Annotated in this window: 14 protein-coding genes; 5 read left to right on the forward strand and 9 right to left on the reverse strand. The window is 58.8% G+C overall.

Features of this window, described 5'->3' with window-relative positions:
- Positions 1 to 116: 116 nt before the first annotated feature.
- The 7 genes from baeR to yegD form a co-directional block, all read right to left on the reverse strand.
- Entirely contained in the window at positions 117 to 839 is a 723-nt protein-coding gene (gene baeR / locus HMPREF3143_RS17155; protein WP_044597928.1) for an envelope stress response regulator BaeR, read from the reverse strand.
- Complete coding sequence (baeS, locus tag HMPREF3143_RS17160) at positions 836 to 2,239, reverse strand: envelope stress sensor histidine kinase BaeS (RefSeq protein WP_070533808.1); 1,404 nt, start codon at positions 2,237 to 2,239, stop codon at positions 836 to 838. The genes baeR and baeS overlap by 4 nt, the downstream gene beginning before the upstream one ends.
- Entirely contained in the window at positions 2,236 to 3,651 is a 1,416-nt protein-coding gene (locus HMPREF3143_RS17165) for an MFS transporter (RefSeq protein WP_070533812.1), read from the reverse strand. The genes baeS and HMPREF3143_RS17165 overlap by 4 nt, the downstream gene beginning before the upstream one ends.
- On the reverse strand, positions 3,652 to 6,729 hold the full coding sequence (gene mdtC, locus HMPREF3143_RS17170) for a multidrug efflux RND transporter permease subunit MdtC (protein ID WP_070533814.1): 3,078 nt from the start codon (positions 6,727 to 6,729) through the stop codon (positions 3,652 to 3,654).
- Complete coding sequence (locus tag HMPREF3143_RS17175) at positions 6,730 to 9,852, reverse strand: MdtB/MuxB family multidrug efflux RND transporter permease subunit (RefSeq protein ID WP_070533816.1); 3,123 nt, start codon at positions 9,850 to 9,852, stop codon at positions 6,730 to 6,732.
- Positions 9,852 to 11,054, reverse strand: coding sequence for an MdtA/MuxA family multidrug efflux RND transporter periplasmic adaptor subunit (locus HMPREF3143_RS17180; RefSeq protein ID WP_070533818.1), 1,203 nt, complete (start codon positions 11,052 to 11,054; stop codon positions 9,852 to 9,854). Before HMPREF3143_RS17180 ends, HMPREF3143_RS17175 begins: the two co-directional genes overlap by 1 nt.
- 268 nt (positions 11,055 to 11,322) lie before the next feature.
- Positions 11,323 to 12,675 (reverse strand): molecular chaperone, encoded by a 1,353-nt coding sequence (gene yegD / locus HMPREF3143_RS17185; protein ID WP_070533820.1) that lies wholly within the window; start codon positions 12,673 to 12,675, stop codon positions 11,323 to 11,325.
- A 130-nt stretch (positions 12,676 to 12,805) separates the two neighbouring features.
- Between yegD and alkA the strand changes: the two genes are divergently transcribed.
- Positions 12,806 to 13,684, forward strand: a complete 879-nt coding sequence (alkA, locus tag HMPREF3143_RS17190) for a DNA-3-methyladenine glycosylase 2 (RefSeq protein ID WP_070533822.1) — start codon at positions 12,806 to 12,808, stop codon at positions 13,682 to 13,684.
- Here alkA and HMPREF3143_RS17195 read toward each other — a convergent pair.
- Entirely contained in the window at positions 13,643 to 16,972 is a 3,330-nt protein-coding gene (locus HMPREF3143_RS17195) for a diguanylate cyclase (RefSeq protein ID WP_070533883.1), read from the reverse strand. The two genes, alkA and HMPREF3143_RS17195, sit on opposite strands and share 42 nt — an antisense overlap.
- A gap of 346 nt (positions 16,973 to 17,318) precedes the next feature.
- On the opposite strand from HMPREF3143_RS17195, the gene udk reads away from it, so the two are divergent.
- From udk to asmA, 3 genes are all read left to right on the forward strand, one after another.
- A complete protein-coding gene (gene udk / locus HMPREF3143_RS17200) occupies positions 17,319 to 17,960 on the forward strand; it encodes a uridine kinase (protein ID WP_008500855.1) in 642 nt (213 codons plus the stop codon).
- 91 nt (positions 17,961 to 18,051) lie between these two features.
- Positions 18,052 to 18,633, forward strand: a complete 582-nt coding sequence (gene dcd / locus HMPREF3143_RS17205) for a dCTP deaminase (RefSeq protein ID WP_008500854.1) — start codon at positions 18,052 to 18,054, stop codon at positions 18,631 to 18,633.
- Positions 18,634 to 18,655: 22 nt separating this feature from the next.
- Positions 18,656 to 20,506 (forward strand): outer membrane assembly protein AsmA, encoded by a 1,851-nt coding sequence (gene asmA, locus HMPREF3143_RS17210; protein WP_070533824.1) that lies wholly within the window; start codon positions 18,656 to 18,658, stop codon positions 20,504 to 20,506.
- Between the two features lie 90 nt (positions 20,507 to 20,596).
- Here asmA and HMPREF3143_RS17215 read toward each other — a convergent pair whose 3' ends face one another.
- Positions 20,597 to 22,180 carry a TerC family protein gene (locus HMPREF3143_RS17215; RefSeq protein ID WP_008499412.1) on the reverse strand — a complete coding sequence of 528 codons (1,584 nt, stop codon included), beginning with the start codon at positions 22,178 to 22,180 and terminating at the stop codon, positions 20,597 to 20,599.
- A gap of 684 nt (positions 22,181 to 22,864) precedes the next feature.
- Between HMPREF3143_RS17215 and HMPREF3143_RS17220 the strand changes: the two genes are divergently transcribed.
- Complete coding sequence (locus tag HMPREF3143_RS17220; RefSeq protein WP_008499413.1) at positions 22,865 to 24,004, forward strand: polysaccharide export protein; 1,140 nt, start codon at positions 22,865 to 22,867, stop codon at positions 24,002 to 24,004.
- Positions 24,005 to 24,006: the final 2 nt, after the last annotated feature.

Raw genomic sequence — 24,006 nt, forward strand, 5'->3', positions numbered from 1 at the left:
TAAGGGGAGATCCCCCACTTTAAGGGCGGGCATTGTAGCGCTGCGGGGCAGGGAGGTAAAGTTATTGTGCCGGGCGGCGGCTTCGCCTTACCCGGCCTGGATTGACCCTCTGCTGGCTAGGCAATCCTGCACGCATCCGCTTCCCAGCGATACCCCACACCATACACCGCGCGAATAAACGACTGCTCGGCGTCCAGCGCCTCCAGCTTGCGGCGCAGGTTTTTGATATGGCTGTCGATGGTGCGGTCGGTCACCACGCGGTAATCGTCATACAGGTGGTTCAGCAGCTGTTCGCGGGAGAAGACTTTGCCCGGCTCGTGGGAGAGGGTTTTCAGCAGGCGGAACTCCGCAGGCGTCAGGTCCAGCAGCTTGCTGCGCCAGCTCGCCTGGAAGCGGCTTTCGTCGACAATCAGCGGGCTTTCGGCGTCCAGCACCTGAAGCTCGCGCTGCGGCCTGCAGCGGCGCAGAATGGTTTTTACGCGGGCGACCACCTCGCGCGGGCTGTAGGGCTTGCAGATGTAGTCGTCCGCGCCGATTTCGAGCCCCAGCAGGCGGTCAATCTCTTCAATTTTGGCGGTGACCATGACGATCGGTACGTCGGAGAAGCGGCGAATTTCCCGGCACAGGGTCAGGCCATCAACGCCAGGCAGCATTAAATCCAGCAGGATCAGATCCGGCGGAGTCTGGCGCACGTAGGGCAGCACTTGGTCGCCGTGGCCGATCAGTGACGGGGCATAGCTGGCCGCGCGTAAATAGTCGATCAGCAGCTGTCCCAGCTTGGGTTCGTCTTCGACGATCAAAATGCGCGGCGTGTTTTCGTCAATCGGTAACTCGGTCATACTTCTCTCGATAAATCCCGTTCCAGAGGTAACTCTACTGTAATGCTAACCCCGCCAAAAGGCGAATGGGCGGCGCGGATCGTGCCATTATGCGCCTCGACGATGTTAACGCAAATCGCCAGCCCCAGACCGGATCCGCCGCTGGCGCGATTGCGGGAGCCTTCGGTACGATAAAAACGTTCAAACAGTTTTTCCAGCTGCGCGTCCTGCACGCCCGGTGCGGAATCCGCGAAGGTGAGGGCGAAGCGCCCGTTGTCCTGCCTGCCGGAGATATGCAGCCCGCCGCCGCTGTCGGTGTAGCGCAGGCTGTTTTCCAGCAGGTTGTTGAACAGCTGCATCAGCCGATCTTTGTCGCCAAACACCACCGCGCTGTCCGGCAGGGAGAGGTCGATTTTCAGGTTGCGGCTGGCAAAGCGCTCGCGGAAGGCACCGCTCGCCACTTCCAGCACGTTAATGACGTCTACGGGCGCCTTCTGGTAGGCCAGCGCGCCTTCGTCGGACATGGAGAGCTGGTGGAGATCGTCCACCAGCTTGGTGAGCGTGCCCACCTCCGCCTGCAGGGAAGCCACCGATTCGGGCGTAAACTGGCGCACGCCGTCCTGAATGGCTTCGAGCTCGCCGCGCAGCACCGCCAGCGGCGTACGCAGCTCGTGTGAAATGTCGGCCATAAAGTCGCGGCGCATCTGCTGGTTCTTCTCCAGGGTGCTGGCGAGCTGGTTAAAGTCCTGCGCCAGCTTGCCCAGTTCGTCCTGGCTGCGGGTATCGACGCGGGTGGTGAAATCCCCGGCGGCCAGCTTGTGCGTGCCCTCCACCAGCCGTTTCACTGGGGCGAGCAGACCGCGCGCCAGCGGGAAGGTGGCGAGCGCGGCGAGCAGCGTGGAGAGGGCGACAATCAGCCAGCTGGTCCGGCGCTGCTGGCGGTCAAAGTTGATGTCGGTGTTGCGCGTCAGGCGCTCCACCGCCGAGGCGATCACCCAGCCTACGGTCGCGTTATTCACTTTAATCGCCCGACGGGTGCCGTCCGGCGGTATCGGCGCGCGCGGGCCAACCAGGGGGCGCATGTCCTGGTCGATCACCCAGAACTGGGTGCGCCAGCCGTGCGGCGGCATGCCCGGGCCCGGACGGTCGTCACCGGTATCGTGCTCCAGCGAGCGGAGGATCTGGAAAATAAAGCGGTCGTTATTGCGCAGAAAACGCCAGTTGCCGTGCTGGGCGTACTGTTCACTCAGCGCATCGCTTAAGCCCTGCAAACGCTGCTCATTGCCATGCTTGATGTAATCAATAAAGCCGCGCTCAAAGCTGACCCGCACCGCCCAGTGCATGGTGATCAGCAAAACGATACAGGTGGCAAAAATCGCCAGAAAGAGCTTGCCGGTAATACCCGGACGCCAGAATTTCATGAGCCACTCCTTTTGCCGCGCCTAATCACGACGTTCTTGCTGGTATCATCCGGCACGCGGGCGAAGATGAACGCGGGCAGGGCGATGATGACCGCCATGCTGAGGTAGGTATACATAAAGACCTGATGCGCCACCGGCGTGTCGACGCTGAGATGGTGCTGGCCGTACATGCCGAGCAGCAACCCCGCGATCGTCACGCCCACGCTCATGGAGAGCTGCATAATCATCGACAGCAGGCTGTTGCCGCTGCTCGCCAGATCGTCCGGCAGGTCCTTCAGCGTCAGGGTATTCATCGACGAGAAGCGCATGGAGTTGATGATCCCCTGGCAGAACAGCACCAGCGGCAGGACGTAGTACCAGCCCATCAGCGCCACGGCCATAAACAGCAGGCTGACCAGCGCCAGCCCCAGCGTGGCGGTCACCAGCACGTGACGGTAGCCAAAGCGGTTCACCACCTGCACCACCATACGCTTCATCCCCATGCTGCCCAGCACCATTGGGATCATCATCAGGCCCGCGTGGAATGGCGAAAAGCCCATGCCAATTTGCAGAAAAACGGGCGTCATAAACGGCAGCATGCCGCTGCCGACGCGTCCGGCAAAGCTGCCGAACAGCCCGAGACGGTAGGTAGGGTTTTTAAACAAGTTCAGGCTGAACAGCGCCTGGTCATTGCCGCGAGCATGCCACAAATACCCTGCAATGGTGGAAATGCCGATAACCACCAGCAACCCGAGCATCAGGGTGGAAATCCCCAGCCCCTTTTGCCCGTCGAGTGCCAGGGTAAGCGTGGCCATGCCCGCCGCCAGCAGAATAAAGCCGAAGAAATCAAAGCGCCGGGTCTGCATTTTGTAGTTCGGCATCAGCGTCAGGGTGGCGATGGCGCCGATGATGCCAACAGGAAGATTGATTAAGAAGATCCAGTGCCAGGAGGCGTACTCCACCAACATACCGCCCAGCGCAGGCCCAAGCAGCGGCCCCACCTGGCCGGGCAGGGTGACAAAGGTCATCGCCGCCATGTACTGCTCGCGCGGCACAATCTTCATCACCGTTAGTCGCCCGACGGGCACCATCATCGCCCCACCTACGCCCTGCAGCACGCGCGCCATGACCAGCTGGTCGAGGGTGTTGGCCTGCGCGCAAAACAGCGAGCCGGTGGTAAACAGCACGATGGCGGTGAAGAAGATATTCCGCACGCCGACCTTATCGGCCAGCCAGCCGCTGGCGGGCAGCATCACGGCAACCGTCAGCACGTAGGAGACAATCACCATGTGCATATGCAGCGGGCTTTCCCCGAGGCTTTTCGCCATGGAGGGGAGGGCGGTATTGACGATGGTCGTATCCAGCGACTGCATAAAGAAGCCGAAGGCGACTATCCATAATTGCCAGCGAACGTTGCTGGGAAGCTCTGTCATTTACCCGTTTACCGTTTCTCTGTTTTTACGTGAAAAGCGCAGCCGCAGGCGGTCGAAGAAGAGATAGACCACCGGCGTGGTGTACAGCGTCAGCAGCTGGCTCATCACCAGGCCGCCGACAATGGTGATCCCCAGCGGCTGGCGCAGCTCTGAGCCGTCGCCGCCCGAGATCACCAGCGGCAGCGCGCCAAACAGCGCCGCCAGTGTGGTCATCATGATCGGACGGAAGCGCAGCAGGCAGGCCTGGAAGATGGCCTCTTCCGGCGAGAGGTTGCCGTTGCGCTGGGCGTCCAGCGCGAAGTCCACCATCATGATGGCGTTTTTCTTCACGATGCCGATCAGCAGCATGATCCCGATGAGCGCGATAAGGCTGAACGGCGCGCCGAACAGCTCCAGGGCCAGCAGTGCCCCCACGCCCGCGGACGGCAGCGTCGAAAGGATGGTCAGCGGGTGCACGTAGCTTTCATACAGCACGCCCAGCACAATATAGACCGTAGCGATGGCGGCCAGAATTAAAATCACCTGCGAGTTCATCGTCTCCTGGAATACCTGCGCGGTCCCGGCAAAGCTGCCGCGCACGGTGGACGGTACGCCAAGCTGGGTCATCGCGCGGTTGATTGCGTCGCTGGCCTCAGACAGTGACGAACCGGCGGGCAGGTTAAAGGAGATGGTCGACGCCGCCGACAGCCCCTGATGGTTCACCGACAGCGGCGCGTTGGCAGGCTGCCAGCTGGCAAAGTACGAGAGCGGAATCGCCTTGCCGTCGTTGTTGATGACAAACATTTTGTCCAGGGCGCTGATGTCCTGGGTGTAGCGCGGGTCAACCTCCATCACCACCTTGTACTGGTTCATCGGCTGGTAGATGGTGGAGATCTCGCGCTGGCCGAAGGCGTTGTTCAGCAGGCTGTTGGCGGCTTCAACGTTAATGCCCAGCCGCGACATGGTTTCGCGGTCGTAGGTCAGGGCCATCTCGGCACCGTTGTCCTGCTGATCGGAGTTCACGTCCGCCAGTTGGGGCAGGGTGGCCAGCGCCTTGCGGATCTTCGGCTCCCACTCGCGCAGGGCGGCTAAATCATCCGAGAGCAACGTGTACTGATAGCTGGCGTTCGCCTGTCGCCCGCCGACGCGGATATCCTGAACGGCCATCAAAAACAGGTTGGCTCCGGGCTCTTTGGCGAGCTTCACCCGCAGGCGGTCAATCACCTGCTGGGCGGTTTCGTTGCGCTCGCCGCGCGGTTTCAGGGTAATAAACATCATCCCGCTGTTGACGCGCGACCCGCCGGTAAAGCCGGTAACGTTATCCACGGCTTTGTCTTCACGAATGATCTTCATAAAGTCCTGCAGCTTGCCGCGCATCGCCTGGAAGGAAATGCTCTGGTCCGCCTGAATGCCGCCCATCAGCACGCCGGTATCCTGCTCCGGGAAAAAGGTTTTCGGGATGGAAATATACAGCCACACGTTGAGCACGATGGTGCCCATCAGCACCAGGCCGACAAGACGCGTATGGTTCAGCACCCACTTCAGCGATTTACCATAGCCTTCCTGCAGTGCCATCAGGAAACGGCCAAAGCCTTTGCGGCGCGGCTGAGAATGGGGTTTGCTGCGCTTGAGCATCCAGCCGCACATCATTGGCGTCAGCGTTAAGGAGATGACCAGCGAAATGCCGATGGCGACGGAGAGAGTGACGGCAAACTCGCGCAGCAACCGGCCCGGCAGCCCGCCCATCAGCAGCAGCGGCAGAAAGACCGCCACCAGCGACAGGCTCATGGAGAGTACCGTAAAGCCCACCTCGCGCGTGCCCTGCAGCGCGGCCTGCAGCGGTTTCACGCCCGCTTCCAGATGGCGGGAAATGTTTTCCAGCACCACGATGGCGTCATCCACCACGAAGCCGGTGGCAATCGTCAGGGCCATCAGCGACAGGTTGTTGAGGCTAAACCCGCACAGATACATGGCGGCAAAGGTGCCGATCAGCGAGACCGGCACGGCCACCGCCGGGATCAGCGTCGCGCGGCCGGATCGCAGGAACAGGAAGACCACCAGGATCACCAGCGCGACGGAGATCACCAGCGTTTGCTCCACCTCTTCCAGCGAGGCGCGAATCGTCGGGGAGCGATCCTGAGCAATTTGCAGATCGATTGCTGCCGGGATGGTCTCCTGCAGCTCCGGGAGACGGGCGCGAATGCTGTTCACTGTCTCGATAATGTTCGCTTCCGGCAGCTTGCGGATCATCAGCAGAATCGCCGGCTTGGCGTTGGTCATCCCGGCGTTGCGTACGTCCTGCACCGAGTCGGTGACGCTAGCCACGTCGCTTAAGCGCACCGCCGCGCCGTTGTTGTAGTGAATAATGAGCGGCTGATATTCCGCCGCGGTTTTCAGCTCGTCGTTGGTGTGGATCTGCCAGCGGTGGCTGTTGTCCTCAATCGCCCCCTGCGGTTTGCGCACGTTGGCGTTGCTGATGGCGGAGCGCACGTCGTCCAGCGACACGCCCTGGTTGAACAGCGCCTGCGGGTTTAACCCCACGCGCACCGCGGGCAGGGAACTCCCGCCGACGCTCACGTCCCCGACGCCGTTAATTTGTGAGATGGTCTGCGCCAGCTGGGTGGACGCAAAGTCGTACAGCTGCCCCTGCGAGTACGTATCCGAGGTCAGCGTCAGGATCATGATCGGCGCATCGGACGGGTTGGCCTTGCGGTAGGTCGGGCGGCTCGGCATCCCGCTCGGCAGCAGGCTCTGTGCGGCGTTAATGGCCGCCTGCACGTCGCGCGCCGCGCCGTTGATATCCCGGTCGAAGCTGAATTCCAGAATAATGCGCGTGCTGCCCAGCGAGCTGCTGGAGGTCATCTCGTTGACCCCCGCAATCCGCCCGAGCGAACGCTCCAGCGGCGTGGCAACGGACGAGGCCATGGTTTCCGGCGAGGCGCCCGGCAGCGAGGCGCTGACCATGATCACCGGGAAATCCACCTGCGGCAGGGGGGCCACCGGCAGCAGCCGGAAGCCCAGCACGCCGCAGAGGGTAATGGCGAGCGAGATTAAAATCGTCGCCACCGGGCGATAAATGAAGAGGGCGAAAAACTTCACTTATGCCTCCTCTTCACGTTTCGGGAAGCGGCTTTTGGTCCACAGCGCCAGGCGGTCAAACAGCAGGTAGATCACCGGCGTGGTGAACAGGGTCAGCACCTGGCTCACCAGCAGACCGCCGACCATGCCGATACCCAGCGGACGGCGCAGCTCCGCGCCGACGCCCGTGCTGAGCATCAGCGGCAGCGCGCCCAGCAGGGCGGCCAGCGTGGTCATCAGGATGGGGCGAAAACGCAGCAGGCAGGCCTGGAAAATCGCATCGCGCGGCGACATGCCCTGCTCGCGCTCGGCGGCCAGGGCGAAGTCGATCATCATGATGGCGTTTTTCTTCACGATCCCGATGAGCAGGATGATACCGATGATGGCAATCACGTCCAGCTCGCTGCCTGCCAGCATTAATGCCAGCAGTGCCCCCACGCCCGCCGTCGGCAGGGTAGAGAGGATGGTGATCGGGTGGATAAAGCTTTCGTACAGCACGCCGAGCACGATGTACATCGCCACGACCGCCGCCACGATCAGCCAGATGGTGTTGCCCAGCGCGGCCTGGAACGCCAGGGTGCTGCCCTGGAACTGGGTCTGAATATCAGCCGGGAAGCTTACCGCTTTTTCCGCCGCCTGAATGGCCTCCACCGCTTCACCCAGAGAGTAATTGTCCGGCACGTTAAAGGAGATGGTGGTGGACGGGAACTGATCCAGATGGTTAATCGACAGCGGGGTATAGCGCTCCTCCACCGTGGCAATCGCGCTCAGCGGCACAATGCCGCCGTCTTTGCTGGTCAGGCGCACCGAGTCCAGCCCCGCCAGGCCGGGCGTGTTGTCGGTGTTGTGCTCCAGCACCACGCGATACTGGTTCGCCTGGGTATAGATGGTGGAGATCAGACGCTGACCGAAGGCGTTGTACAGGGCGTTATCCACGTCCGCCATGGTGATGCCCAGACGGCTGGCGGCGTCGCGGTTGACGTTCACATACGCCGCCAGCCCTTTGTCCTGCCAGTCGCTGCTGACGTCGGCCAGCTGCGGCAGGGTGTTAAGCTTATTCACCAGCTGCGGCACCCAGGTGCTGAGGGCATCCAGCGTGGTGGCCTGCAGCGTGAACTGGTACTGCGTGCGGCTGACCTGGGTATCGATGGTCAAATCCTGAATCGGCTGCAGGTATAGCTCAACGCCCGGCACGCGGGCGACGGCGCTTTGCAGCCGCTCAATGACGGCGTTGACGCGATCGTCACGCTCATCCAGCGGCTTGAGGTTGATCTGCAGACGCGCGCTGTTGAGCGACGGATTGGTGCCGTCCACGCCGACGTAAGCGGTCAGGCTCTCTACCGCCGGATCCTTCATGATGATGTCAGATACCTGCTGCTGGCGCTGCGCCATATTGGCAAAAGAGACCGACTGTGGGGCCTGAAGCGTGCCCTGAATAATGCCGTTGTCCTGGATCGGGAAGAAGCCTTTCGGAATGAAAATCCACAGCATCACGCTGAGCGCTAGCGTGCCGAGCGCCACGCCGAGCGTGGCCCAAGGGTGGTTGAGGACTTTCGCCAGCACGCGACCGTAGGCGGCAATAATGCGCTCGAACATGCGCTCGGAGGCGCGCGAGAAGCGGTTTTGCTTGCGCAGGGACTCATGGCTCAGCATCCGGGCGCACATCATCGGCGTCAGGGTCAGCGACACCACGGCGGAGATCAGAATGGCGACCGCCAGCGTCACGGCAAACTCGCGGAACAGACGCCCGACGATATCGCCCATAAACAGCAGCGGGATCAGCACCGCAATCAACGAGAAGGTCAGCGAGATAATGGTAAAGCCGATTTCCCCTGCGCCCTTCAGCGCGGCGGCCAGCGGTTTTTCGCCTTTCTCGATATAGCGCGAGATGTTCTCGATGACGACGATGGCATCGTCCACCACGAACCCGGTGGCGATGGTGAGCGCCATCAGCGTCAGGTTGTTGATCGAAAAATCGAGGAACACCATCACCGCAAAGGTGCCGACCAGCGAGAGCGGTACGGCGACGGCGGGAATAATGGTCGCCTGAACGTTGCGCAGGAACAGATAAATGATCATCACCACCAGCGCAATCGCCAGCATCAGCTCGAACTGGGTGTCGGTGACCGACGCGCGAATGTTGGTGGTACGGTCGGAAAGCACCTTCACGCTGACCGACTTCGGCAGGCTTTCGATCAGCTGCGGCAGCATGGTGCGGATGCTGTCGGCGGTTTCGATGATGTTTGCGCCCGGCTGGCGCTGCACGTTCATCACGATCGCCTGCTGCTTGTTGGCCCAGGCTCCCAGCCAGCTGTTCTCCGCGCCTTGTTCTACGGTTGCCACGTCGCCCAGACGCACCGGCGCGCCGTTCTGGTAGGCGATAATCAGCTGACGATATTCGTCGGCGGACTGCATCTGGTCGTTCGCCGAGAGCGTGACGGCGCGGGTTGGGCCGTCCAGCGAGCCCTTCGCCGAGTTGACGTTGGCATTGCTGATGGCGCTGCGGATGGTTTCGCTGGTGAGCCCCAGCGCAGCGATGGCCTGCGCGTTAAGCTTAACGCGCACCGCCGGACGCTGTCCGCCCGCCAGGGTGACGAGGCCGACGCCGGAGACCTGAGAAATTTTCTGCGCCACGCGCGTTTCGACCATGTCTTCGACCTGGGTCATTGGCATGGCGGAGGACGTGACGGCCAGCGTCATGATCGGCGGATCCGCCGGGTTCACCTTGCTGTAGACCGGCGGGTTAGGCAGGTCTGACGGCAGCAGGTTGGTGGCGGCGTTGATGGCGGCCTGCACCTCCTGCTCGGCGACGTCCAGCGACAGCGTCAGCTGGAACTGCAGCGTCACGACGGACGCCCCACCGGAACTCTGGGAGGACATCTGTTTTAGCCCCGACATCTGGCCGAACTGGCGCTCCAGCGGGGCGGTGATGGCGGACGTCACGACATCCGGGCTGGCGCCGGGATAGAGCGTCACCACCTGAATGGTGGGATAGTCCACCTCCGGCAGCGCCGAGACGGGCAGAAAGCGATAGCCGATAATCCCGGCGAGCAGGATCGCCACCATCAGCAGCGTGGTGGCGACAGGACGGAGGATAAACAGGCGTGACGGCCCACCTGTGGAGCCTGGCGGCAGCACCTGCATCAGGAGGTCGCTCCCTGTTTCGCCGGTTCCACCACTTCCACTTTGGCCCCTTCGGTCAGACGGTCAATGCCGTCGGTGACCACGCGGTCGCCTGCGGAAAGCCCGGCGCTGATGACCACCGTCTGGCTGTCCTGAATCCCGGTTTTCACCAGATGCTTGCTGACCTTATTGTCGCTGTTAAGCACCCAGACAAAGTTACCTTCGTTACCCATCTGCAGCGCAGCGGTGGGGATCACCACCGCGTTTTCTTCGGTCGCCACCAGCATGCGCGCATTGACGAACTGGTTCGGGAAGAGGGCATCGTCCTGGTTATTAAAGCGCGCCTTCAGCTTGATGGTGCCGGTGGTGGTGTCGATCTGGTTATCCAGACTGAGCAGGGACCCTTCACTCAGCTTCTGCGTGTTGGTGCGGTCCCAGGCTTCCACCACCAGGCCTTTACCGGCTTTTTGCGCCTGCATGACGGTCGCGATATCGCTTTCCGGCAGGGTAAAGACTAAATCAATCGGGTGGGTCTGGGTGATCACCACGATGCCCGTGGTGTCGCCGCTGGAGATTTGGTTGCCGATATCGACCTGCTTCAGGCCGACGCGTCCGTCAATCGGCGCGGTGATGCGGCTCCAGTCCAGCTGCAGCTGGGCGCTGGCCACCGCGGCTTCGTCCGCTTTGATCGTGCCCTGCGTTTCACTGACCAGCGACTGCTGGGTATCCAGCTCCTGACGGGACACCAGGTTTGTTTTCACCAGCTGCTGGTAGCGGGCTAAATCGCGCCGGGCGTTGGCGAGGGTCGCGTTGTCTTTCGCGAGCTGTCCCTGCGCCTGGGCAAGGGCGACCTTAAACTGGCTCGGGTCGATTTCCGCCAGCAGATCGCCCGCTTTGACCTGCTGACCTTCCTGGAAGTGGATCGCGATGAGCTGGCCGTCGACGCGGCTGCGCACCGTGGCGGTGTTGGCAGCGGTGATGGTCCCGAGACCGGTGAGATAGCGAGGAACGGCTTTATTCACCGCCGTCGCCGCCTGAACCGGCGCCAGCGCGCCGCCGCGCATGCCGTGACGACCTCCACCCGTTGGGCGCTGGGTCTGGCTTGTGGCGCCGGCCGGTGCGGCGGTGTTCGCGGATTGACTGTGCCAGTACCAGGCGGCGGCAAGGGCCACCACAATGATGCCAGCGGCGATTGCCCAGCGGGATTTGTTACTGCCTTTCATCGTTATACGTTCTCATCCTGAATACTTCGGGGAATGATACTAGTTTAGTCAGGCAATACAGCGGAAAAATGGAGGAAATATGGAAGACTGTCGGGAATTGTCTGAGTGTTGCCGGGTGACGCTTCGCTTACCCGGCCTACAAGGTAAATGCGAACGGCAACGGATGTTGCCGTTTTTGGTGTTTTGTGGGAGAGGGCACCAGACCGCACTACAACAACACACGTTTTGTAGGCCGGGTAAGGCGAAGCCGCCACCCGGCACAACCGCACTAGCTAAACATCACCTGCGCCCAGCGCGCCAGCCCTGCGGTAACGGAGCCAAAGTCATCGCCACCCGCGATAGGTATTCCCGGCAGCTGTTCGGCCAGCGCTTTCTTGATCAGCGGTGAACGAGCGCTACCGCCGGTCAGGTAAATCACGTCCGGCTTCTCTTTGCCGTTCTCCAGCGCGAGCTGCACCTGTTCCAAAATGCGCTGTAGCGGCTGTGCGAGCGCCGTCTCCAGCCCGTCCTGCGAAATGGCGGTGGCCAGTTCGTCACTGATAAACGGCAGGGAGACCGCATGTTCAGCGCGGTCGGACAGGGCAATTTTGCTCTCTTCCGCCGTACGCACCACGCGGTAGCTCAGACGCTGACGCCACACTTTATAGAGCAGGGCGACCTTTTCGCCGTCCTGGGCATCGCGCACCAGATCGTTAAGGAAGCGGCCGTTGGCGGTGCTGTAAAAATCACTCTGCGCAGGCACGTCGTTGATGGCTATCGCGTTCCACCACGGCAGGATCGGCAGGGCGATGCCTTTTTCGGTTTGCCCCCCCATGCCGAGCAGCGGCATCAGGCTCTTGAAGGCCAGGGCGATATCCAGATCGTTACCGCCCACGCGGCAGCCGCTGTGCCCGAGCAGGCTGTTTTCACGATCGCGACGGTGATGCCACTGCGGCCCCATCAGCAGCAGCGAGCAGTCCGTCGTGCCCCCGCCGATATCCACGACCAGTACGCGCTTCTCTTCCGTCAGCGTGGCTTCGAAGTCCAGCCCTGCGGCAACCGGCTCATACTGGAATACCACGTCGCGGAAGCCGGCACGGTGCGCCGCGCGCTCCAGGATCCCCTGCGCCTGCTGGTTGGCCTCGTCGCCGCCCAGCCCCTGGAAGTTGATCGGGCGGCCAATCACCGCCTGGGTAATCGCATCGGAGACCTGCGTCTGCGCCTGCTGGCGAATATGCAGCATCATCGCGCACACCAGGTCTTCGAACAGCGCGACCTGCTGTGGCTTCAGGCCGCTGGCGCCGAGGAAGGATTTTGGCGACTTAACGAAATAGACCTCTTCGGGGTCTTCAATGTAGTGCCCGAGCGAGGAGAGGCCGAACTGCACGCTGGAGGGCGTAACGTCGATATCTTCCTCGCGGTTAAAGCTGACCGCCCGGCGCAGCAGCGCCTGGGTCTCCGCCGCCGTGGCCGGAACCTGATGGTGGCGGAACAGCCATTCGCTCACGGCTTCACGCGTCGGTGCGCAGAGCATTGACGGCAGCAGCGTGCTCTCTTTTTCCATCTTCAGGAGCCGTGGCTGCCCGTCTTGCATAATCGCAACCGAGCAGTTTGCCGTACCGTAGTCAAATCCAATAAACACGATGAATCCCCATGCCGGTGAGAAGGGGCGAGACTTTAACGAAATGTCTGCATGGCGACAACAGGAATATGAAAGCAAGGCAAAACAGGGTCTTTACGTTTATGCTGATAACACTAAAAAAGGAGCAACGATGTATACCCTCACCTGGCTTCCCCCTTATGACTGGCAGTGGATGTTTGGTTTTCTTGGCGCGCGCGCGGTAACGGGTATTGAAACCGTCACCAACGATTACTATGAGCGCAGTTTTGCCTGCGAGGGGCATCAGGGGATTTTCCGCGTGACGCCGGATATCGCCAGCCATACGCTGAGCGTGACGCTCAGCCCGGGGTTAATTCCGGTTGCGCAGGCCTGTCTTGAACGCATCGAACGCCTGTTCGATCTCCGCTGTAACCCGCAGCAAATAGCAGAAACGCTGGGCGAACTCGGTGCTGCAAGGCCAGGCTTGCGTTTACCGGGGGCGGTGGATGCGTACGAGCAGGGCGTCCGGGCGATCCTCGGGCAGCTGGTGAGCGTGGCGATGGCGGCGAAGCTGGCGTCACGCGTGGTGGCGCTCTGTGGCGAACCGGTGGCGGATTGTCCGGGCTATCTCTGCTTCCCCACGCCCCAGGCGCTGGCGGCAGCGGACCCGCTGGCGCTGAAGGCGTTGGGTATGCCGCTAAAGCGCGCGGAGTCGCTGATTCATCTGGCGCAGTCGGTTATCGACGGAACGTTTCCGCTTTCCCCGCCCGCGAATACAGAAGAGGGGATGAAGGCGTTACAGCAGCGGCCGGGGATAGGGCGCTGGACGGCAAATTATCTGGCCCTGCGCGGCTGGCAGGCGAAAGATGTGTTTCTGCCGGATGATTACCTGATTAAACAGCGCTTCGCCGGAATGACGCCCGCGCAAATTCGTCGTTATGCCGAACGCTGGAAGCCGTGGCGCTCCTACGCGCTGCTGCACATCTGGTATACCGACGGCTGGGCACCGTCAGTTGATGGCGAAATAGCTGGTGTTGAGCAGAAGATCTAATGGCTGCGGCTCGGCGATGGTGTCACCAAAGATAAAATCGATGCCGATGCCGGAGAGCGTATCCATCATGATGGGCTGGTTACAGGGGCCCGCGATAGTTTTCATTCCCACACGCTGGGCGTGGCCCTGAACAATGGTCACCATCATCTCATCCATCAGATTGCCATACACGTTGGTTACCACCTCTGCATCCAGCATCAGATAGTCGGCCATATTCGCGGTCAGGTGGGTAAAGACGTTCATGTCGCGTCCCACCTGGCTGAAGATCACGCGGCAGCCCGCCTGGCGAAGCTTTTGCAGACCCCTGTGTAGGTTCTTATCCGGGTTGCACACCACATCGGCAGAGATAACCAGATGCAGCAGGCGGCCCGGCATCGGGCTTTTATCCAGCAGGTCGAGCAGTTCATCGACCAGCGTCACGCTGGCTAAACCGGCCTCCGAGAGCGGCAGCGCCACGCCCATGCCTTTGCTGGCGATCTGGGTGGCATAGGTGCGGAAAAACTCGCTAAAGATCCGTCTGTCGAGGGCGTGCAGAAGCTCAGGCTCCGCCAGACCCGAGCGGAAGGCATGCTCTTCCTGAACTTCGCCCTGGCTGGTCCACAGGCGTAACGACAGCAGCCAGAAATTACTGCTCTCCGGGATGCGCGGGGAGGCGACGCTGCGGGCAATCATCATCAGATGATTGTCTTTAATCATGTGCCACTGTTCATCAAGCGACATCATGCTGCGCGTGTGATGATCCCGCTCCTGCTGGGGTTCATACACCGTCACCATGCCACGCCCGCTGTTTTTTGAGGCGTAACAGGCAATGTCCGCCTGCGACATGATCTCCGACGCCTGATGGTTATTTTCATCAATCAGCGTGATGCCGGCGCTGGCGCCGATCCGGTGCAGGCGGCCTTCCCACATAAAGTGATAGTCGTTGATGGCATGAATCAGGCGACCGGCGATATAGCGCGCGCTTTCCAGGTTGCAGTCCGGTAACAGTAACCCGAACTCGTCCCCGCCCAGACGCGCCAGCACGTCGCTGGAGCGGAGCATGGTCAACATCAGGGAAGCCAGTTCCCGCAGCAGGGCATCACCCGCGGCGTGGCCAGCCGTGTCGTTGACGGCTTTGAAGCGATCGAGGTCGATAAACACCAGGGCATGGCGCTGGCGCGTTTCGCGAACGGTCTGCAAGAGCCGTTTGAGATGGTTTTCGAAGCTGACCCGGTTTGCCAGATGGGTCAGGGCATCGTGGGAGGCGCTGTAGCTTAGCTGGCGCAGCATTTTGCGCGACTCGGTCACGTCCTGAATCACGATCACCGAGCCAATATTCTGTCCATCCAGCGTGCTGAGCGGCGTAATGCTGTAGTGGATATCATAATTGCCGCCGGTACGGCAGTTCAGCACCACATCCTGATCGATATCGGAACGGGACATATCGCCGCTGTGAATATTCTCCATCAGCGGCCCTTTTTCGCCGAAGGTAATGTGTAACACCTTCAGGATCGGCTGGCCGATAGCCTCGGTCTGGAGCCAGCCGCTCATTTTCTCCGCGACCGGGTTCATAAAGGTGACGTTCATGTTGATATCGGTGCACAGCACCGCTTCACCGATGGAGTCGAGGGTAATGTGCAGACGCTCTTTTTCCTGGAAGAGGGCCTCGTTAAGCTGCTTAACCTCGGTCATGTCCATGTTGATGCCGAGCAGCCGTTCAACTTCCCCCTGCTTATTGAGCACCCGGTTCGCCAGGGATCGAATATGACGCACGCCTTCCTTCACGCGGATGCGGAATTCCAGCTTAAACGGCAGACGGGAAATCAGGGAGTCCCGCAGCACCTGCTCAGCGTGGACGCGATCCTCCGGCAGCATCGTGTCGTGCCAGAGCTGCCAGGTGGGCTTGATGTGCGGCGGTATTTCATAGAGCTCAAACATCCGCTTATCCCAGCTGATAATGTCGGGTTCCAGATCCCACTCCCAGATGCCGATGCCCCCGGCTTCGTTAGCCAGCGTAATGCGCTCCATCAGGCGCTTATTGACCCACTCGGTCTGCTTCAGATCGTTAATGTCTTCAATCTGGGCAATAAAATAGAGCGGCGAGCCGTCGGCATGGCGCACCACGGAGACGGCAAGAAGCGCCCAGACCACTTCCCCGTCGCGGGTGTAATAGCGCTTTTCGAGGGAGTAGGTATTGATCTCGCCGTTGACCAGCTGTTCGAGCTGCTCGAGGTCGGTATTCAGATCTTCTGGCCAGGTGAGCTGCTGGAAGGTCAGCGACTGAAGCTCCGTCTGGCTGTAGCCGAGGAAATTGCACAGCGCCTTGTTAGCCTGAAGCCATTTGCCTTCAATGCTCACCAGCGCCATGCCGATGGCGGAATATTCCATCGCGTTACGAAAGCGCTCTTCGCTTTCGGTGATATGTTTGCGTTCGGCGCGGAAGGCGTACATCACCATGGTCATCACGTTAGCGGGCAGGAGCAGCATCAGGAACGGCAGCCAGGGGGCGTTCAGCATCGGCCCGGCGTGCTGGGTGGTCAGCGCCAGAGGATTGCGGGCAATCATCAGCGACACCACCATCACGGTGACCAGAAACACCATGAACGCTTCCATTCGCGGCAGGCGCACGGCGCTCCACATCAGCAGAACGATCACGCAGGTGAAGGGCCACGGCAGCCAGGTGATGGCTGCCCAACTGAGGGCTAACGTCACGGCCAGCGTGGTCAGCGTTTCCAGCAGCAATCGCGGGTCACGGTGGCGCAGCAGATAATGCGGCTTAAATAACAGCCCCAGTGGCACCAGCGCCAGTGCGCCAATGGCTTCTGACAACACCCAGACGAAGAAATTACGCAGGGGCTCAGAGCCGGGTGCCAGCAGAGACACCAGAATGCCGCCCATCAGTGGCGGCACCAGCGCGCTGCCGATGGCCACGCGGATCCAGTCATTCAGATTCTGCAGCGGGTTGTACCACGGGAGCCATTTACGCAGGAACAGCGCGCCGATAACGGCCTCAATGACGTTGACCGTAGGGTAGATGAGGCTGACCGAACCCCAGGAGAACAGCATCCATGAGGCCAGAATATTGCCGAACGAACAGGCCAGGGCAATGCCCGGCCACATTTTTCCGGCATGGCGGTAAAACGCCACCATCATAATGGCGGTGGGAAACCAGAGCGGGGCCAGCAGGGTGCCGAAGCGGGTGAGCTCCAGCGAAAATAAGGTAAAGATAAAGGTGACCAGGCCCAGACAGACAAGTCGTAATAAAGGATGTGGGGTGGTCACCAAAACCCGCTGGTATTGTTTATTCATTACCGCTTTATCCAGAGACGCCATGCCGTCAGGGAAGAAGATGTCCGAACGCGTGAATTTGATAATTTGGTTTATGCTAGTACAAACAATTTACAATTCATATGGTGACCGCTCAGAATTTGACAACACAGACTTATTAAATACTTACTCCGTGAAAAAAATCGGGTAAGCGGCGAAAAAATGCGCACTTAAATTTCATTCAGGGAATAACTCGTCACTTTTCGGTCAGTCTCGCAGAACCTGAGTATTCGACTGGTATCACGCCCGCGAAATCCCTATAATTGCCGCGTTTGACGCTCCGGCGTCGTCCTTCCTTTACATCCAGGTTAATCAGGTCGCTAAATTTATGACTGATAAGTCTCATCAGTGCGTCATTATAGGCATCGCCGGCGCATCGGCTTCAGGTAAAAGTCTAATTGCCAGTACGCTTTATCGCGAACTGCGTGAACAAGTAGGTGATGAGCATATCGGCGTCATTCCCGAAGACAGCTATTACAAAGATCAATCCCATCTGTCGATGGAAGAGCGCGTTAAAACGAACTATGACCACCCAAATGCGATGGATCACAGCCTGCTGTTCCAGCATTTAGAAGCGCTTAAGAGCGGCCAGGCGATCGAACTGCCCGTTTACAGTTACGTAGAACATACCCGCACCCAGGAAACGATCCGCATCGAGCCGAAAAAGGTCATTATCCTTGAAGGCATCCTGCTGCTGACCGACGCCCGCCTGCGTGAATCCATGAACTTCTCGATTTTCGTCGATACCCCGCTGGATATTTGCCTGATGCGCCGCATCAAGCGTGACGTTAATGAACGCGGCCGCTCAATGGACTCCGTGATGGCGCAATACCAGAAAACGGTCCGCCCGATGTTCCTGCAGTTTATTGAGCCCTCCAAACAATACGCCGATATCATCGTGCCGCGCGGGGGTAAAAACCGCATCGCGATCGATATCTTAAAAGCGAAAATCAGCCAGTTTTTTGAATAAGCCGCGTGAATTGTGTACCGTTCAGAGATAACCTGGTTTTACCCTGAGCGCTTACCGGCTCAGGGTACGATGCATGAAAGGAGAAAAAGGCATGCGTCTTTGTGATCGCGATATTGAAGCCTGGCTGGATGAAGGCCGTTTGTCTATTACCCCACGTCCACCTGTTGAGCGTATCAATGGGGTGACCGTCGATGTCCGGTTGGGGAATAAATTCCGCACCTTTAGCGGCCATACCGCACCGTTCATTGACCTCAGCGGACCGAAGGACGAAGTCAGCGCCGCGCTCGATCGCGTGATGAGTGACGAAATCGTAATCGAAGATGGCGAAGCCTTTTATCTGCATCCGGGTGAACTGGCGCTGGCGGTAACGTTTGAATCCGTCACCCTGCCTGCGGACCTCGTCGGCTGGCTTGACGGCCGTTCTTCGCTGGCGCGACTGGGACTGATGGTACACGTGACCGCGCACCGTATCGATCCAGGCTGGTCGGGCCGTATTGTGCTGGAATTCTTCAATGCCGGTAAATTGCCGCTGGCGCTTCGTCCGGGGATGATGATCGGCGCGTTAAGTTTTGAACCGCTGTCAGGCCCGGCAGACAGGCCGTATAACCGCCGTCAGGACGCAAAATATCGCGACCAGCAGGGTGCGGTTGCCAGCCGTATTGATAAAGACTGATCGTTAGTCCATTGAGGATGCCATGAGAAGAGTTCTGACAACGCTGATGATTTTGCTGGTGGTGCTGGTGGCTGGCCTTTCGGCGTTGGTTCTGCTGGTTAACCCTAACGACTTCCGCGCGTATATGGTGCGGCAGGTTGAGGCACGCAGTGGTTATCAACTGAAGCTGGACGGGCCGCTGCGCTGGCACGTCTGGCCGCAGCTCAGCATTCTCTCTGGCCGCATGTCGCTCACGGCGCCGGGGGCGTCCCAGCCGCTGGTGTCCGCAGACAACATGCGCCTTGATGTGGCGCTGATCCCGCTCATTTCCCATCAGCTGCTGGTGAATCAGGTGATGCTGAAAGGCGCGGTGATTCAGCTCACCCCACAAACTGAAGCTGTCCGTGATGCCAACGCGCCGGTGGCACCGCGTGAAAATACCCTGCCTGATGAACCGTCTGATACTGGCTGGTCCTTTGATATTGGCAAACTGAAAGTGGCCGATAGCGTGCTGGTTTTCCAGCATGAGCACGAAGAGCTGGTCACCGTTCGCAACATTAATCTGCAGATGGAACAGGATGAGCACCATCTTGCATCGGTGGAATTCAGCGGGCGCGTGAACCGCGATCAGCGGGATCTGACGCTGTCGTTGAATGCTAATGTAAATGCGTCAGACTATCCGCATCAGCTCACGGCGAACATCCAGCAGCTTAACTGGCAGCTGACGGGGGCCAATCTGCCCACCCAGGGGATCGCCGGTCAGGGGACGCTGCAGGCCGTGTGGCGTGAGGAACAAAAACAGCTGGAGCTGGATAATCTCAACCTGCAGGCAAATGACAGTAGCCTGAAGGGACAGGCGAGCGTCACCTTTGAAGAGAAGCCGAAGTGGGTGCTGAATCTGCAATTTGACAAGCTCAACCTGGAAAACCTGTTGCCACCTCTGCCAGCCAGCGCCACGGACAGCGAGGCGACGCAGACGGGGCAAAGCCAGGCACCGGTATCACGTCCGGTTATTTCGTCGAATCTCGATCAACCTGACTATAACGCTCTGCGCGGATTCACGGCGGATATTCTGCTGAAAGCCACCAGCCTGCGCTGGCGCGGCATGGACTTTACCGACGTGAGCAGCCAGATGTTTAACCATAACGGTTTGCTGGTGATCTCCGAACTGAGCGGCAAGATGGGCGCAGGACACCTCTCACTGCCCGGCACGCTGGATGTCCGTAAAGACGTTGCCAGCGCCGAATTCCAGCCGCGTCTCGATAACGTTGAGATAGGCACCATCCTGACCGCGTTTAACTACCCGATCTCTCTGACGGGGCAGTTGACGCTGGCGGGGGATTTCTCCGGCACGAAAATTGATGCCGATGCTTTCCGCCGCGAGTGGCAAGGGCAGGCGCATCTTGATCTGAAAAACTCCCGTATGGAAGGGCTTAACTTCCAGCAGCTGGTGCAGCAGGCGGTAGAGCGCAGCAGCGATGTGAAGGCCCAGGAGAACTACGACAGTGCCACGCGCCTCGACAGCTTCACCACGGACCTGACGCTGAACAACGGACAACTCTCTCTCGACGGAATGCAGGGTACCTCTTCACTCTTATCAGTAACGGGCGAGGGTAAGCTGGATCTGGTCAAAGAGACGGCGGACACGCGCTTTAACGTGCGGGTACTTTCCGGCTGGCAGGGGGAAAGCAAGCTCATCGACTTCCTGAAACAGACGCCGGTCCCGCTGACCGTATACGGCAAATGGCAGGCCCTGAATTACAGTCTGCAGGTGGATCAGATCCTGCGTAAGCATCTGCAGGATGAAGCGAAACGTCGACTCAGCGGCTGGGCGGATCGTAATAAAGATTCACAGGACGGCAAGGATGTGAAGAAGCTGCTGGATAAGCTTTGATGCCTGTTGCGCCGGGTGGCGGCTTCGCCTTACCCGGCCTACAAAAACCGAATACCGCAGGCCGGGTGAGCGAAACGCCACCCGGCTTTTTCACACCTCAAAATCCAGTTCTTCCTCTTCCCGCAGCGGTATCAGCTGAACCTTCTGCACGCGATGGTTTTCAATCTGGAGCGTTTTAAGCCGATAGTCGCCGACCTGAACCTCTTCCCCCGGCTGTGGGATACGCTGCAAATACTCCATCAGCAGACCGGCAATGGTGTGGTATTCCCGTTTATCATCCAGCGGCAGCGGCACATACTGCACCAGGTCTTCCAGCGGCATATGGCCGTTAGCCGTCCACGAGCCGTCGGCGTTTTTCTGAATGTCGTGGCGGGCGTCAATCTCATCCACCTCGTTTGGCAGATTACCGGCAATGGTTTCCATCACGTCGCTGAGCGTGACCAGCCCTTCCACCGAACCAAACTCATCCACCACAAAGGCAAAGTGGGTGCGCGCGTTACGGAATTGCTCAAGGGCGGAAAGCAACGGCAGCCCCTCCGGGAAGACCAGCGGCTGGCGAACCAGAGCGCGGAGATTGAGCGGCTCACCGTGGAGCTGCTGCTGGAGCAGATCAATGACGTGTACCACGCCCAATAGCTCCTCTTCCGCTTCCCCGCCGGTCACCACCACGCGGGTGTGCTGGTTTTTATCCAGCAGGGCGCGAATGTGCGCTTCCGGGGCCGTCAGGTCAATATGCTCAATGTCATGCCGCGACGTCATAATGCTGCTGACCGTACGCTGGTTCAGATTGAGCACTCGCTCAATCATCCGTCGTTCCTGCGGGTCAAAGATCTGCCCGTCGCTGTGGTCGGCCAGCATGGCGGAGGATTCGGCGTCCAGCTCCGCATCCTCTTTCTTGCCGCTTAACAGACGCATGACCGTGTCGGCTGTGCGCTGACGCAGAGTCTGATTGGCGGAAAGGAAGCGACGGCGGTTGAATATCGCCAGCTGGTTAAGCGCTTCAATCATGACGGAGAACCCGATGGCGGCATACAGGTAGCCTTTCGGAATATGGAAGCCAAAACCGTCGGCCACCAGGCTGAAGCCAATCATCAGCAGGAAGCTCAGGCAAAGGATAACGATGGTCGGGTGACTGTTCACGAAGCGGGTCAGTGCCTTGCTGGCCATGACCATCAGCGTGATGGCAATAATGACCGCGGCCATCATCACCGCAAGGTGGTCCACCATCCCGACGGCGGTGATCACCGAGTCCAGGGAGAAGACCGCATCCAGCACCACGATTTGCGCGACCACCGGCCAGAATTTTGCTCCGCGGCGCTGGGTCGGGTTCTCGCTGTCTTTGCCTTCCAGCCGCTCGTTGAGCTCCACGGTGGCTTTGAACAGCAGGAATAGCCCGCCGAAAAGCATGATCAGATCGCGGGCACTAAAGCTCAGACCGTGAATGGAGAACAGAGGCTGAGTGAGCGTGACCAGCCAGGAAATAGAGGCCAGCAGCAGTAAGCGCATCACCATCGCCAGCAGCAGCCCCGTTACGCGCGCGCGATCGCGCTGGGAAGGGGGCAGTTTTTCAGCGAGGATGGCGATAAAAACCAGATTATCAATCCCGAGCACCAGCTCGATGACAACCAGCGTAACCAGCCCGGCCCAGATTGAGGGATCGGCAATCCATTCCATAGTAGTAGCAATACCTTCTGTAATATGACTAATGACACAATTCGATCATGGATAAAGCTGTGGGAAAATGCAATGTCAGTATGAGATTTCTCTCAATAATCATTAAATTAAAACTGGCGGGTATAATAGTTTTAATTTATCCAGAAAATCTGTATTTATCCGAAATAACAAAATTAAGAAATATCGCATTAAAAGATGGTCAATCATAACGCTGTCAACATAAAGAAATTCTTAAAAATAAAGTGCATTTCTAAATAAATTCTTAAAAGTTGACGTTCGGAACCCGTTTTCTTGCCTGTTTTGGGATTAACTGTTACAAGATTATTAGCCTAAAAAAGGATATCTCCCGTTAAGGATTGATGTTTTTTTTGGGCGATTAACGAAATAGTGCCTGCGTATTTTGAATGCTTCATTTATTTCACCAGCAAAAAATTCTTGCGGTTTTTTGCCTGTAATTCATTGTGTTATAGCGTATTGGTAGCTGGAAGCCAAGGGCGGTAGCGTGCCTGAATGTGTGTGGGTGGGCCATGATTACGTTGTCAACAGTGACTGGCCAAATAGCGTTTTTTTTAGGAATGATGCCACTTATATTTTTATTTAATTAGCTACATTCTTAATGCATTTTAGATTCACACGTATTTAAATTGCACAGGATAATTACTCTGCCAAAGTGATAAATAATCAATGATGAACTCCAAAATGAAATTGATGCCATTATTGGTGTCTGTGACCTTGATGAGCGGTTGCACGGTCTTTCCCGGAAGCAATATGTCTACAATGGGCAAGGATGTGATCAAGCAACAGGATGCCGATTTTGATCTCGACAAAATGGTGAATGTTTATCCACTTACGCCTCGTCTGGTCGAACAATTACGCCCACGTCCAAACGTTGCCCAGCCAAATATGTCACTGGACCAGGAAATTGCTTCCTACCAGTATCGCGTAGGGCCTGGAGACGTCATTAACGTGACCGTCTGGGATCACCCCGAACTGACCACGCCAGCGGGCCAGTACCGTAGCTCAAGCGACACCGGTAACTGGGTGCAGTCAGATGGCACCATGTTCTATCCCTACATTGGTAAAGTCCATGTAGCAGGGAAAACGCTTGCCGAGATCCGCAGTGATATTACCGGCCGCTTAGCGCAGTACATCGCCGATCCGCAGGTGGACGTTAATATCGCCGCATTCCGCTCGCAAAAAGCCTATATCTCCGGCCAGGTGAACAAATCTGGTCAGCAGGCCATCACCAACGTTCCTCTGACCGTGCTGGACGCCATTAACGCCGCAGGCGGGTTAACCGACGGCGCCGACTGGCGCAACGTGGTACTGACCCACAACGGGAAAGAGCAGCGCATTTCGCTGCAGGCGCTGATGCAAAACGGCGATCTGACCCAGAACCGCCTGCTTTATCCGGGCGACATCCTCTATGTACCACGCAATGACGATCTTAAAGTCTTCGTGATGGGTGAAGTGAAGAAACAGAGCACCCTCAAGATGGACTTCAGCGGTATGACGCTGACCGAAGCGCTGGGCAATGCTGAGGGTATCGATCTGACGACCTCTAACGCGACCGGTATCTTCGTGATCCGTCCGCTGAAAGGTGAGGGCAGCGCGAAAGGCAAGATTGCCAACATCTACCAGCTGGATATGTCCGATGCGACCTCTCTGGTGATGGCGACGGAGTTCCGTCTCCAGCCATACGACGTGGTGTATGTCACTACCGCACCGGTTGCCCGCTGGAACCGTCTGATCAACCAGTTGCTGCCAACCATCAGTGGCGTTCGCTACATGACGGATACGGCGCGCGACATTCATACCTGGTAATC

Origin of the sequence: Enterobacter sp. HMSC16D10, from assembly GCF_001807145.1 — a bacterium.
Taxonomy (GTDB): Bacteria; Pseudomonadota; Gammaproteobacteria; order Enterobacterales; family Enterobacteriaceae; genus Enterobacter; species Enterobacter roggenkampii.